The sequence below is a fragment of the Pseudescherichia sp. genome (genome assembly GCF_032052675.1).
Lineage (GTDB): Bacteria > Pseudomonadota > Gammaproteobacteria > Enterobacterales > Enterobacteriaceae > Pseudescherichia.
Window position 1 is genome coordinate 180,270 of sequence record NZ_DAMBWA010000007.1, and the last position, 13,871, is coordinate 194,140.

Genomic DNA, 13,871 nt, shown 5'->3' on the forward strand with positions numbered 1-13,871 from the left:
CCCGGCAAGCGATAGCGCCGCCGGGCAATAGCAGAACGCCGGGTGGCGCTGTCGCTTACCCGGCCTACAAAGGCAGTTGGGCACCCTGTAGGCCGGGCAGAGGATTAGCGAGCCTTGCGGCGCAGCAGTTTGAAGGCGATAAACAGGAACGCGATCCACACCGGCAGCAGAATGGCGGACATCCGCATGCCGTCGATGGTGCACATCAGGCCCAGAATCAGCACTAAAAAGGCGATGCAGATGTAGTTGCTTGCCGGATAGAGCAGCGCTTTAAACTGTGTAATCCGACCCTGGCGACGCATCGCCGCGCGGAACTTCAGGTGCGCAAGACAGATCATGATCCAGTTCAGCAGCAGCGTCGCCACCACCAGCGCCATCAGCAGGCCAAAGGCCTCTTTCGGCAGCAGGTAGTTGATAACGATCACCAGCGAGGTGATGGCCGCCGAGAGAAACAGCGAGTTAACCGGCACGCCGCGGGCATTAACGCGGGTTAAAAACGCCGGAGCATTGCCCTGCACCGAGAGGCCAAACAGCATCCGGCTATTAGAGTAGACGCCGCTGTTAAAGACCGAGAGTGAGGCCACCAGGATAATAAAGTTCAGCGCCGAGGCGACGATGTTGCTGTCCAGCTCGTGGAAAATCATCACGAACGGGCTGCTGTCGGCTTTGACATCCACCCACGGATAGAGCGCCAGCAGCACCACCAGCGAGCCGATGTAGAAGATCAGGATACGGTAGACCACCTGATTGACCGCTTTCGGGATGGTCTTCTGCGGATCGCGCGCCTCAGCGGCGGTAATGCCGATCAGCTCCAGGCCGCCGAAGGAGAACATGATCACCGCCAGGGACATGATCAGCCCATGCCAGCCGGTAGCGAGGAAGCCGCCGTGCTGCCAGAGGTTATCGAAGGTGGCGCGCTCGCCGCCGTGGCCAGAGAAGAGCAGCCACAGGCCAAAGCCGATCATCGCGATAATCGCCAGTACTTTGATCAGCGCAAACCAGAACTCCATCTCGCCGTAGAGGCGGACGTTGACCAGGTTAGCGGCATTAATGACGATAAAGAACACGGCGGCCCAGACCCACGTCGGGACATCCGGCAGCCAGTACTGCATATAGATGCCCGCTGCGGTCAGCTCCGCCATGCCCACCAGCACAAACATCACCCAGTAGTTCCAGCCGGAGAGGAAGCCTGCGAAGGGACCCCAGTATTTCCAGGCAAAGTGGGAGAACGAACCGGAGACCGGCTCCTCGACCACCATCTCACCCAGCTGACGCATAATCAGAAAAGCGATAATCCCGGCAATGCCGTAGCCCAGCAGCACCGCTGGCCCGGCCATCTGAATTGCCGGACCGATGCCCAGAAACAGCCCGGTGCCAATAGCGCCACCCAGCGCGATAAGTTGAATATGACGGTTTTGCAAACCCCGTTGCAGCGTCGGCCCACTCCCCGACGCGCCATCTGCCTGTTGCTGGCCAGATGCGATTGACGCGTTTTTCACGCCCTACCCCTGTCTATTTTAATAAAGGGGCATCTTTTAACACTTAGCGTTACCGGTAGCAAGCAGACGAAAAGGCTGGCGTTGCCGCCAGCCCTCGCGACATCAGCAGAGTAACGCCCGGTGGCGCTTCGCTTACGCGGGCCTACAAACCCACACCGTTTCCAACGTAGGCCGGGCAAGCGCAGCGCCGCCCGGCATTTAAAAAGACTAGAAGTCGTAGCTCATCGATACCTTGAGGGTACGCGGATCGCCGCGGAAGATGTAGGTTCCGAGATCCTCAACGCCAGACCAGTACTTCTCGTTGGTCACGTTATCCACGCCCACGCGCCACACCATCTCGTTAGCATCCTGGTTCAGCTGCATCCGGTAGCGGACGCCCAGATCGAGCGTGGTGTAGTCATCCAGCTTTTTGGTATTCGCAGCGTTGGCATACTGCGAGCCAGAGTGGTTCACGCGCGCCGTTGCCGTCAGGCCCTCTACCGGCTTGATGTCGTACTCCGCACCAAACACCATAAAGACGCTCGGGACACCGATAGCGTCCTTGCCGTCGTTGAGGCCGTTCTGCGTTTTGGTCATCTCAGCGTTAACCCACGTGGCGCTGCCGTTCAGGCGCAGGCCAAGCACCGGCTCGCCAAAGACGTTCAGCTCCACGCCGCGGTTACGCTGCTCACCGTCCAGCTTGTAGGGACCATTCGTACCGTACTGAATAGCAGAGGGCTTTTTGATCTCGAACAGCGCCAGGGTACCGCCGATGCGGCCGTAGTCGATCTTCACCCCGACCTCATTCTGCTTCGAGTGGGCAATACCGGTGCTCTGACCGAAGTTAGAGGCGCTTCTCGGAGCCACGGCGCCCGGCTGCAGCGCTTCGGTATGGTTGGCGTAGAGCGACAGCGCTTCCCACGGCTTATAGACCACGCCGTAGGTTGGCATCCAGCGGCTCTCTTCATAGCGCGAGCCGGCATCCTCTGCTCCGGTGGCGTTGTTGTAGTTGCGCACCACCACCTTCTGGTTACGCGCGCCCACGGTGAAGAGCAGGCTGTCATCCAGCACGCCCAGGGTATCGCTCAGCAGCCAGCCCTGGGTACGGTTCCGACTGGTGGTACGCGGATCGCCATAGTTACCGCCGAAGCTCGTATTGGCTGGCATCGCCACATCGCTCGGATGGTAGATGTTGACGAGCGGGTTGGTAGCAGCGGAGGACATCCGCCATGCGGTTCTGTCGCGCTTGATCAGCGCCGAATAGCCGACGTTGATTTTATGTGAGACAAAGCCGGTATCAACGTTGCCGCGCAGGCCCAGCATACCGCTGTTGGCATCGATATAGCGGTTGGTATCCAGACGGCTCGCCGTGGCGTCACCGTTGGCGTTGATCAGCTTCGGCGTGCTGTAGGTGCCAATTTCATGGGCCTGCTGCGCACCCGTGGCGGCGTAGGCGGTCCAGGCGTCGGTCAGATCATACTCGGCACGAGCCACGCCAAACTGGTTGTCGATGTCGTTATAGCTCCACTTCTGGCTGTAGTTGGTGCTGGGATCCGGTACGTCGGGAATGAAATCTACGCCAGTAATATTGACGCCCATGCCGCTGCCGTGGAAGGTCTTTTTCTGGTAGCCCGCATCCAGAGAGGTGCGCAGGCGATCGCCCCGGTAGTCGAGGCCGATCGAGGCCAGCGTGGTGCGGCGACGATCGTGATCCAGCGGAGCTTCGCCCTCACGATGCAGCAGGTTAATGCGCGTGCCAAACTGGTTGTTATCGCCAAAACGACGCCCCAGATCCAGCGAGCCGCCGACCATCGCCTGGCTGGTGTAGTCGACGCCCACGCGGGTCGTTGGCGTATCTTCCGCATGCTTGGGCTCAAGGTTGATCATCCCACCCACGCCGCTGCCCGCCGCGCCGTTCAGCAGACCGTTGGCGCCTTTAAAGATCTCGACACGCTCGATCATCTGGGTATCCACCACCTGACGCGGCACCACGCCCGGCAGGCCGCTCATGGTCATGTCGTCGCCGTCGAGCTTAAAGCCACGAATGCGATAGGTTTCGGCAGAGTTGCCGTAGCCCTGCACCGGCTGGACGCCTGCATCGTTGCGCACCACGTCGGCAATGGTTTTAGCCTGCAGATCCTCTACCGCTTTCGCAGTGTAGCCGATGACGTTAAAGGGAACGTCCATCGCTTTCTGCTCGCCGAGCATCCCCAGACGGCCACCGTGAGCTACCTGCCCGTCCAGATAGGCGGGAACCGGCACATCGCCGCCGGGGGTAAAATCGCTGGCCGGGGTGGCCTGCACCACAAGGGTATCTTCCTGATGGGTATTACTGGTGTCAGCGGCCGCTGCCTGCGCCGAATGGGCTACCGCGCCGATAGCCAGCGCAAGCAAAGACTTGCGCAAAGTGAGAGCGTTATTTTTTATGTTTCGCATCATTAACTCATATAAGAGCGTGGGTTAAAAAAATGGCCCGTTGCCGGGCCGATTGAATTACTGATTCAGGGCGATGCGGACAACGCTGTCCGGACCGTTGGTAGAGTGATCTTTATTGAAGGCCTGCTTGACGGTGACATAGAGGATCTGGCCGTCCGCAGAGATCAGCAGGCTGTTTGGGTTCGGCGGCAGATCCCAGACGTGCTTCACCGCGTAGGTAGTGCCGTCGAGGCTCAGCAGCTTGCCGGATTCACGCTGGCTGATGTAGATCTCGTTACGTTTCGGGTTAAATTTCACCGACAGGGAGTCACCGACGTCGAGCTGCTTGATCACCTTGCCGGTATGGATATCCAGCACCAGCGTGGTTTTTGCCTTCGAGTTATCGGTCACGAACAGGCGGCCGGTGGCGCTGTCTTCCGCGAAGTTAAGCAGCAGGGACTCTTTTTCTCCCAGCGGCTTCCAGCGCTTTTCCACCCGGTTATTGCGCGGGTTGATCACCAGGATCTCACCGCCGCCGTTGGCAGCATAGATGCGCTGGGTCTGCTCCGAGTAGTGCAGGCCGGTCATCCATTTACCGGTGTTTTTGATACGGGTTTTCAGCTTCATGGTTTTCGCATCCACCACCCAGATCAGCGCCGGATCGGCTACCGCGCCGATGTAGAGCAGGCCGTTATGCAGCAGCACCTGGCGTGCGCCGTACGGGAAGCCCTCTTTATTGCGCTCCGGGAAGATCGCCCGCGCCAGCACCTTGCCGTCGGCGGTGTTGATAGCGCTGATGCCCGCGTCCAGCGAGTTGGTGACGTAAACAGTTTTACCGTCCGGGGCGATATCCATGCCGAAGTTTTTCAGATCGGTATGGGTCGATCCGATCGTTTTTAAGGTTTTAGGATCGAGCTTATAGACCACCCCGCCCTGAACGTCTTTGAACCCTTCCGCGCTCGCTACGTACAGCGCATCGCCCGCCGGGCTTAACGCCAGCTCATAGACGCCCTCCGCCAGATCGCGCTTCACGACGTTACTCTGCTGAGCAGCCGCTGCCTGCGGTTTTTGCGCCTCGGCGGCCGGTTTTGCGCTGGCGGACGGGGTGGTATTGCAGCCGCTCAGCACTATTGCCACGCAGAGAGCCAGGGCAGAGGTTTTCATTTTCATCAGAAGCATCCTTAACCGTTCAAAGTCATTCATCAGGAAGGTAGCGCGCAGGCCAAAAGTGGCCTAACCAAACGCTAAAGAGAATGAGAACTATACTCATTATGAGTATGCGATCAAGAATAATTACCTTGAAAAGTTGATAAAAAACCACGCAGCTTCGCCTCAGAGAAGCTGCGTGGTTTTTAACAGGATTTTAATGCTGCCGTTATCGCTTACAGCCCCAGCGCCTTCAACACCACAGGCTTCGCCGGTTCCCCGGTGCGGGTGGTGACGCCAGCAAGCCAGCTATCCAGCAGTTCCGGGCGTTTTGCCAGCTCAGCACGGGCGGCTTCCTGTGCGCTCTGCTTATCATCCAGCACCCGGGTGATGACGGCGTTCTCCAGCGGGACGTCAAACTTCAACTGGCTGAAGAAGCGGTTGGCGTTCGGGCACTGGGTAGCAAAATCCTTACGCGTAACGGTATTGACCGTCGCGCTGCCGTAGTTAGCACCAAAGTAAGCGTCGCCACCGCTCAGGTAGGCCAGCTTAAAGCGGGTGTTCATGGCATGCGGCTCCCAGCCGAGAAACACGATCCACTCCTTACGCTCCACCGCGCGTGTAACCTGCGCCAGCATCCCGCTCTCGCTCGACTCCACCAGATTCCAGTTTTGCAGGGCGAAATCGTGCTTGTCGATCATCTTCTTCAGATTCTGGTTGGCCGGTGCGCCAGGGGCGATGCCGTAAATTTTATGGTTAAACTTGTCGGCGAACTTTTGCAGATCGGCAAAGTCTTTCACGCCCGCAGCCGCCACGTAGTCCGGTACGGCAAGGGTAAAGCGAGCCGCAGGCAGATTAGCGCCAAGCACCTTGACCGAGCCGTCGGCGGTAAACTTGCTGATAACCGGCTCCTGAGCGGGCATCCAGTTGCCTAAGAAAACGTCTACCTGTCCGGTTTTCAACCCCTGGTAGGCCAGCGCCACCGAGAGATTTTGCACCTTCTGCTGATAGCCCAGCGCGTTCAGCACCACGCCAGAGAGCGCGTTGGTGGCCGCGATGTCCGTCCAGCCCGGATCGGACTGGGTAATAGTGTCACAGCGCGCCTCTTCTGCGGCGATGCTGCTCAAAGGGAGCCAGCCAGCCGCAGCCAGCAGAACGCATTGCGTGAGTGTTTTCATCTTCATTATTATTTTCCTGCTGGTTGGTGAAAAGGACGCGGATAGCGGGCAAAGGCCTCTTGTTCATCCAGCGTTTGATGGTTACGAATATAGCGCTCCGATGCCGCCAGGAAGGGCTGGTAGTCCCACTTGGGAATGGCGTCGCGTCCGGCAATGCGGGTCAGAAAGAGTCGTTTCTGCTGGCTGGCCAGCACCTGCTGATGGAGCGCATCCAGATCCCAGCGGGAGCGTACCTCGCTGGCAAAAGAGTGGGCCTGATCCTGGAAGCGCGCATGGCTCGCCAGGTTGACCCGCTCATAGGGATCCTCATCGAGATTGAAAAGCTGCGGCGCTTCGCTGAAAGAGTGAATGTATTTCCAACTGCCACGGCGGATCATCAGCATCGGGCCAAGCGCGCCCTCGGCAAGGTATTCACTCACCGCGTCGTCAGGCCCCGCTTCGCCCTTCAGGTGCGGCACCACGCTGCTGCCGTCGAGAGGAGAAATCGCCTGCGATTTACGATCTTCGCCGGAAGCCAGCTCCACCAGGGTAGGCAGCACATCGACCAGCGAGACGCTCTGGCTTACCCGGCGCGGTGCGAAACGTTTAGGGTTGTGCACAATAAAGGGAATGCGCACGGCGTTTTCAAAGAAGGTCATCTTGTACCAAAGGTCGCGCTCGCCGAGCATCTCCCCGTGGTCAGCGATGACCATCACCACGGTATTTTCCGCCAGCCCGGTCTCCTCCAGGGTGCGCACCACCTCGCCAAAGCAGTCATCGACGTAGGCCATCGCGCCATAGTAGGCGTGGCGCGCACGGCGGATATGATCGTCGGTAATTAACCCCTCTTCCAGCTGATACATGGCGCGCAGTCGGGCTGAGTGGGCATCGTCCTCCACGTCCCCCCTGCGGGTCTTCGGCATGTCGATATCCGCCTCGTTAAAGCGGTCAAGATAACGCTTTGGAATAGCAAAGGGATCGTGGGGATGGGTCAGAGAGAGCAGCAGCATAAACGGCTGCTCGTCGGGCCGCCGCGCCGCATCGTAGAGCCGCTGGCGCGCCTGGAAGAGCGCATCGTCGTCAAAGTCGAGCTGGTTAGTGCGCACGCACTCCCCTGCTTCCAGCACTGAACTCATATTATGAAACCAGTCCAGGCGGCGCTCCGGATGGTGCCAGTCCGGCGTCCAACCAAAATCTGCCGGGTAGATATCGGTGGTCAGGCGCTCATCGAAACCGTGGAGCTGATCCGGGCCGCAAAAGTGCATCTTGCCGGAGAGCCAGGTGCGATAACCCTGCTCGCGCAGATAGTGGCAAAAAGTGGGCGAATCAGCATGGAATTCGGCTGCGTTATCAAATACCGAATTGCGCGAAATAAACTGCCCGGTCATCAGCGACGCACGCGACGGTGCGCAAAGCGGGCTATTACAGTAGGCAGATTCAAACACCACCCCTTCGCGCGCTAATTTATCGATATTCGGTGTCAGACTAACCTTATTACCATAGGCTCTGAGGGCGCTGGCCGTTAACTGATCGGCCATGAGAATAACGATATTCGGTTTATTCATAAGCATGAAGCGTCCAAAAATAAAATAAAAAAGAAAAACGTGTTAGGTTTATCTCACGCTTATTTATCCCTGTGAAGGGGTTATTTCATTATCGTGACATAAGGTGGGCTAATGACAGGAAAATTACAGCTTCCGCCTCTCCAGGCGCTGGTGGTATTTGAAGCAGCGGCGCGTTTAGGTAATTTTACCGCCGCCGGACATGAGCTGGGACTTTCCCAGCCGGCAGTCAGCCAGCGCATTCAGGCATTGGAAAACGTTGTTAATGCTCCGCTATTTGAGCGGCGTCACCGGGGGGTTCAGCTTACCGAGGCAGGTAACAGCCTGTATCTCATTGTGCGTAATAGCCTGAACGAGATCAGCGAGCAGCTGGAGCGTACCCGACACCAGCGTAGCGTGCTGCGTATCGATACCGATATGGGCTTCGCCAGCTACTGGCTGCTGCCGCGCATGGAGCGGCTTCAGCAGCTTATTCCCGGCGTAGAGGTGCAGATCGCTACCTCGCCCAATGACTATAGCTTTCGTGACAGCAACGCCGATCTGGCCATCTATTTTGGTCACGGAAACTGGGCGGGAACCCAGACCCAGCGGCTCTTTCCCGAAACGGTTTTTCCGGTGTGCAACCAAAAAATTAAGCAGCAGCTTCAAGAGGATAAACGGCCAGAATCCCTGCTGGCGTTTCCGCTGCTAAAGCTGCCAGAGACCCGGCCCCAGCGCTGGATGACGTGGGAGGAGTGGTTCCGCCAGCACCACGTTTACGGCCAGAGCCACACTGCCTCGCGCACCTTTAACGCTTACTCGCTGGTGATCCAGGCGGCACTGGAGGGTCAGGGGATCGCCCTCGGCTGGCAGCCGCTTATCGCGCCGTTCCTGGCAGATAATCGGCTGGTGCAGTGTGGGCCGCAGCTGCGTACCGAGCGCGGTTACTATCTTATTTCTGCCAGCGGCAAACCCACCACGGCCCAACAGGAAAAAGTAAAAGCCTGGCTATTAGATGAGGCATGGAGTTTTCATTTAACGGAAAAAGCTTTGCCAGAAATTATCTAAGCTAATGCTTATTATGTATATCCAAAAAAGCAAAATAGTTTTTCGCCCGCCAGGGGATTACGTTAATGTCATATAGCTTATAAATATTAAGATGAAACTATGTCACAGCCACTATTTCAGCTCAAAGCGGTTAATAAGAACTATTATCCCAGCGGCGGGAAGCGCTTTTTTTCCCGGCGTCCGCAAACGTCCGGCGTTAACGCGCTGAACAATATTAACTTAGAGATTTTTGCCGGTGAGATCTTTGTCATTGTCGGTCTCTCCGGCTCGGGCAAATCAACTCTGCTGCGTACCCTTAACCATCTCATTCCGGCCAGCTCCGGCGAGGTGATATTCCAGGGCCAGACGCTGGCCGCTCTGCCACCAGCAGAGCTGATTGCCCTACGCCGCCAGCATATCGGTATGGTTTTCCAGTCGTTCGCCCTGTTTGAAGAGCGCAGCGTGCTGGACAACGTGGCGTTTGGCCTCGAGGTAGCCGGCGTTGCCCGTCCGCTTCGCCATCAGCAGGCGCGCGCCATGCTGGAGAAGGTTGGCCTGGGTGATGTTGCCGACAGCTATCCCCATCAGCTCTCCGGTGGGATGCAGCAGCGCGTGGGGCTCGCCCGGGCGCTGGTGGTTAACCCCACCGTGCTGCTAATGGATGAAGCCTTCTCCGCTCTGGATCCGATCATCCGCCGGGAGATGCAGTCGCTGTTGCTAACGTTGCAGGCGGAGTCCCGACGCACCATCGTATTTGTGACTCACGATATGGAGGAGGCGCTGCGCCTGGGCACACGCATTGCGATTATGGAGAAAGGCGAGCTGGTACAGGTTGGCAAGCCGGAGGCGCTGATCAACGCCCCCGCTACCGCCTACGTACGTCATTTCTTCTCCGGCGTGGACGTTTCGCGCTGGCAGCTGGCGGAAACCTATGCCGATGTCTGGACGCAGTAAGGAGCAACATGCGCTATCCCTTAGACTTTAGCCGCCAGATTGACGATGCGGTACATACCCTACTGGCCCACGCGGGCGGTTTTTTCGATGGTTTTGCCCGGGTGGTGGATGCTTTTGCCGGTGGGCTGGAGCAGCTGATTGGCGCGCTGAATCCGTGGGGCCTGGTGATCCTGGCCGTGGGATTGAGCGCGTGGCGTATCGGCAAAGGCTTTGCCCTCTTTGCCTTGCTTGCCACCCTCTATATTATCTACAGCGGCTACAGCGATCACGCCGCCGTGACCCTGGCCCTTACCCTCTCTTCTACCTTTTTCAGCCTGCTGATCGGTATCCCGCTTGGGATCTGGAGCGCCAGGCGGGCGCGGGTGGGCAGCGTGGTGCGTACCCTGCTCGACTTTATGCAGACCATGCCAGCGTTTGTCTATCTGATCCCGGCCACTATCCTGTTTGGCCTCGGACGTCCACCGGGCATCTTTGCCACCATTCTCTTCTCCATGCCGCCGGTGGTGCGTTTGACCGACCTTGGTATTCGCCAGGTAAATAGCGCACGCATTGAAGCCGGTATCGCCTTCGGCTGTACGCCGTGGCAGCTACTGTGGAAAGTGCAGCTTCCGGCAGCACAGCCGTCCATTATGGCCGGTGTTAACCAGACCATTATGATGGCGATGTCGATGGTAATTATCGCTTCAATGGTGGGCGCAGGCGGCCTCGGTAACGACATCCTCAGCAGCATCCAGCAGCTTGAAATTGGTCTGGGACTACAGAGTGGCCTGGTGGTCGTATTGATGGCTATCCTGCTGGATCGCCTGTCAGCCAGTTTTGCCCGTCAGCGGCACCGTGAATAAGTCATAGTAACGCCCCCAATAAAGATGGGGTTGCAACTTCAGATGATAAAGATTATCTTTCTCATCACTGAGTAGTTGAGTAAATAGCTCAGGTATTCAGTACGACATTGCTCACATTGCTTCCAGTATTTACTGCCCGCCCTGCGCGGGCTTTTTTTTGCCTGCGAATGGGCGTGCGTTATGGCTAGAGTTTGCCTTTAAGCTGGATAAAATAGCGTTGTAATCTCAGGCAAGTGATTGAAATAAAAGCGTCATATTACGGATTTATTCTAGGATAAATCTTACTTGCTGGGAAAACGCCGGTTATTATGGAAATACCTCTCTCCTCGCGCCAGTTAAACGCAGGCATGTTACGCATCGCGGTACCGCACGTGACTCCCGAATCCAATAATCAGCAGGTCATGGCCCTCTTTAGCGAACATAAAACGCTAATCGGCCTGCCGGTGCTGGAAAATAGCCGTCCTCTCGGCATGATTAACCGGCACATTTTTCTCTCTCAGATGAGTCGTCCCTTCTTTCATGAGCTCTACGATCAAAAGAGCTGTATTGCCTTTATGGATAAAACACCGCTCATTGTCGAAGCCAGCGCAGGGCTGGAGTATCTCGCCGAGCGGGTAATCGAAACTGGCGATAAGGCGGTGACCGAAGGCTTTATCCTGACCGATGAGGGACACTATTTAGGTATCGGGTTGGGTATTGACCTGATCAAAACGGTCTCCGATCTGCAGGCCAAGCAGCATTTCCAGATCATGCAGAGCATTGAGTATGCGCGGGTGATCCAGGAGTCGATGCTGAGCCGCTCGCGGCAGGGCATCGAGGAGAGTCTCAACGAGTGGTGCCTCTACTGGCAGCCGCGAGACTGCGTGGGCGGCGACATCTACGCTTTTCAGCGCGACGAAAACGGCTGGCTGGTGGTGATTGCCGACTGTACCGGCCACGGCGTTCCCGGCGCGTTTATGACCTTTATCTTCGCCTCTGCGCTGGAGAAGGCGCTCACTCTGGCCCCGGCGAATGAGCCGGAACGCCTGCTGGCGATCGTCAATCGCCACATTAAGCAGACCCTGAGCCAGCTGCATCCCAGCGCCGACCTTAATCAGTCTAATGATGGCTGCGATGCCATCGCCATTTATGCCGACAGCGTTAACGCGCAGCTGATTTGGGCCAATGCACGGATGCACGCCTTTATGCTGGGCGTAGAAGATGAAGAGGTCAGCATGCTTGAGTCCGACAGAAAAGGCCTTGGCTATACCGATACGCCTGCGGACCAGCAGTGGCGTCGCTTCCAGCGCCCGTTGCGCATTGGCGATCAGATGATGGTTGTTACCGATGGCGTGACGGATCAGATTGGCGGCGAGCGCAGCATTATGTTTGGTAAGAAACGCATTCAGTCTCTGTTATTACAGAACCGATCTCTGCCAATGAGCGCCCTCTCTGGTGTGCTGCTGGAGGGGCTCCAGGCCTGGCAAGATAAGGAAGCGTCGCGTGATGACATGACGTGGTTTGGTTTTCGCTGGTGAGAGATAACATGAAATTTAATGACCTGCAGGTCAAAGAGGCGGTTCTGCTGCCGTTAATTACGCTACAGAGGCAGAGTGCGGTAGAGCTATTTTATACCGGCTATTTTTCGCAGCAGCATATCGTGGCGATGGGTGACGTCGTGCGGGCATGGCTGGATAAGCACGAATCCTCCCTGCCGCTGCGCCGCCGGCTCTTCTCTGTGTTTATTGAGATGGGGCAAAACATTGTGCGCTACTCCGGCGACGAGCGTTACATTGGCACAGATAAAGAGGAGCTGCGCTTCGGCTCGCTTTGTCTGCATACCGATCGGGCCAACTACTATCTGGAAACGGCTAACCTGGTGGGATACGAAGAGTCCTCTCTGCTGCAGAATAACCTCGACATGCTGCGCACGATGACCCAGGCGGAAATTAAGCAGGCCTGGAAACAGAACTTACGCAGTGAAGCACCCGCGACCAGCAAAGGGGCCAATATCGGTCTGTTAACTATGGCGCGAGATACCAGCGAACCGCTGGAGTACCGCATTCATCCTCTGGCGGCCAGTTCCCTGTCCGCCTTTCACCTAAAGGCCACCTTTTGCCATGACTGATACCACACTGCCCACCGCGATTGTGCTTGCAGCAACCTCTGCCACACCGGAAGTGAACTTTGACTTTGCGGCGCATCGTCTGGTGCTAAAAGGTGAAGCCTACCCGGAAAATGCCGCCGCCTTCTTCCGCCCGCTGTTGCAGGCCGTAGAGAGCTGGCTGCAGGAGATCCCTGCCGAATCGGCTCCGCTGCAGCTACACGTTGCCCTGAGCTACTTCAACAGCTCCAGCACCAAACTGCTGTTTGAGTTTTTCGAGTCACTCAACGGCTTCGCGAAACGAGGTAAAGCCTGCGAGCTGCACTGGTATTACGATGCGGATGACGATATTTCTGAAGAATTTGGCCAGGAGGTCAGCCTTGATTTTCCCGCGCTTGCTGTCTTTTTAACGCCGGACCTTAACGCATGTTAGATATTAACGAGCTATTCCAGGAGGAGTACGCCGTCCTGGAAGACGCCCGGGTAGCCGCCGCCGATGCGCGGCTACCTGCCGAAGAGTGTCGTGAAAAGCTGTGGACGGTGGCAAAACACTATCAGCGGCTCATCCGCCAGTCTTATCGCCTGATCTCCCGTAGCGATCGGGCCGAGCGCGAATTAACGCGCATGAACGAGGAGCTGCAAAAGCTGGCAGCCCGCCTTGAGTATGAAGCGACACACGATCCGCTTACGGCCGTTTATAACCGCAGCGCGATCATTAACCACATTAACCGCGCGCTCACGCAGGGCAACGTAGCGCTGATCCTGCTGGATATCGATCACTTTAAACGCATAAACGATGAATACGGCCATCCAATGGGCGATAAAGTCATCTGCTCTCTGGTCTCGCGTATACGCCATGCCCTCCCCTCGCAGGCATCTATTGGCCGGGTAGGTGGCGAAGAGTTCACGATTTTATTACCCTATGCCCGGCTGGAAGAGGCGGTAATTATTGCGCGCTATCTTCACGCGTCGCTTAATGCCTCCCCGCTGGACTGCCTTGCCCAGCAATATGTTACGGCGAGCTTTGGGGTTAGCCTTGGTACGCGCTACAGCGATTTTGAAGCCCTCTATAGCGCAGCTGATGTTGCGCTATATACAGCAAAAAAACGCGGCCGTAACCAGGTTGCTTTACATGAGTCACTATTTCACCAAGCAATTAAACCAGCCGCTATTTCGTCATTACATGAAAGCCTGCGCGCGGGATAACC

12 protein-coding genes are annotated in these 13,871 nt (G+C 57.0%); 7 read left to right on the forward strand and 5 right to left on the reverse strand.

Translation table 11 applies throughout. The features are described 5' to 3' along the window. Positions 1 to 104: 104 nt before the first annotated feature. From pheP to betC, 5 genes are all read right to left on the reverse strand, one after another. Positions 105 to 1,499 carry a phenylalanine transporter gene (gene pheP, locus RTX96_RS11755; protein ID WP_103821448.1) on the reverse strand — a complete coding sequence of 465 codons (1,395 nt, stop codon included), beginning with the start codon at positions 1,497 to 1,499 and terminating at the stop codon, positions 105 to 107. 207 nt (positions 1,500 to 1,706) lie between these two features. Beyond that, positions 1,707 to 3,914, reverse strand: a complete 2,208-nt coding sequence (locus RTX96_RS11760) for a TonB-dependent receptor (RefSeq protein WP_409418564.1) — start codon at positions 3,912 to 3,914, stop codon at positions 1,707 to 1,709. Positions 3,915 to 3,971: 57 nt separating this feature from the next. Beyond that, positions 3,972 to 5,063: a YncE family protein gene (locus RTX96_RS11765; protein WP_312671084.1), complete on the reverse strand. Its 1,092-nt coding sequence runs from the start codon at positions 5,061 to 5,063 to the stop codon at positions 3,972 to 3,974. A 212-nt stretch (positions 5,064 to 5,275) separates the two neighbouring features. Then, positions 5,276 to 6,223, reverse strand: coding sequence for a choline ABC transporter substrate-binding protein (choX, locus tag RTX96_RS11770; protein WP_312671085.1), 948 nt, complete (start codon positions 6,221 to 6,223; stop codon positions 5,276 to 5,278). A 2-nt stretch (positions 6,224 to 6,225) separates the two neighbouring features. Next, entirely contained in the window at positions 6,226 to 7,767 is a 1,542-nt protein-coding gene (gene betC / locus RTX96_RS11775; protein WP_312671086.1) for a choline-sulfatase, read from the reverse strand. A 105-nt stretch (positions 7,768 to 7,872) separates the two neighbouring features. Between betC and RTX96_RS11780 the strand changes: the two genes are divergently transcribed. From RTX96_RS11780 to RTX96_RS11810, 7 genes are all read left to right on the forward strand, one after another. Continuing rightward, positions 7,873 to 8,805, forward strand: a complete 933-nt coding sequence (locus RTX96_RS11780; RefSeq protein ID WP_312671087.1) for a LysR substrate-binding domain-containing protein — start codon at positions 7,873 to 7,875, stop codon at positions 8,803 to 8,805. A 99-nt stretch (positions 8,806 to 8,904) separates the two neighbouring features. Further along, entirely contained in the window at positions 8,905 to 9,738 is an 834-nt protein-coding gene (locus RTX96_RS11785; protein WP_312671089.1) for an ATP-binding cassette domain-containing protein, read from the forward strand. Positions 9,739 to 9,746: 8 nt separating this feature from the next. Next, positions 9,747 to 10,580 (forward strand): ABC transporter permease, encoded by an 834-nt coding sequence (locus RTX96_RS11790; RefSeq protein ID WP_103821455.1) that lies wholly within the window; start codon positions 9,747 to 9,749, stop codon positions 10,578 to 10,580. A 308-nt stretch (positions 10,581 to 10,888) separates the two neighbouring features. Then, positions 10,889 to 12,097: a SpoIIE family protein phosphatase gene (locus RTX96_RS11795; protein ID WP_312671091.1), complete on the forward strand. Its 1,209-nt coding sequence runs from the start codon at positions 10,889 to 10,891 to the stop codon at positions 12,095 to 12,097. Positions 12,098 to 12,105: 8 nt separating this feature from the next. After that, positions 12,106 to 12,687, forward strand: a complete 582-nt coding sequence (locus tag RTX96_RS11800) for a SiaB family protein kinase (RefSeq protein ID WP_312671093.1) — start codon at positions 12,106 to 12,108, stop codon at positions 12,685 to 12,687. Further along, complete coding sequence (locus tag RTX96_RS11805; RefSeq protein ID WP_103821458.1) at positions 12,680 to 13,096, forward strand: DUF1987 domain-containing protein; 417 nt, start codon at positions 12,680 to 12,682, stop codon at positions 13,094 to 13,096. Before RTX96_RS11800 ends, RTX96_RS11805 begins: the two co-directional genes overlap by 8 nt. Further along, entirely contained in the window at positions 13,090 to 13,869 is a 780-nt protein-coding gene (locus RTX96_RS11810; RefSeq protein WP_312671095.1) for a GGDEF domain-containing protein, read from the forward strand. Before RTX96_RS11805 ends, RTX96_RS11810 begins: the two co-directional genes overlap by 7 nt. Positions 13,870 to 13,871: the final 2 nt, after the last annotated feature.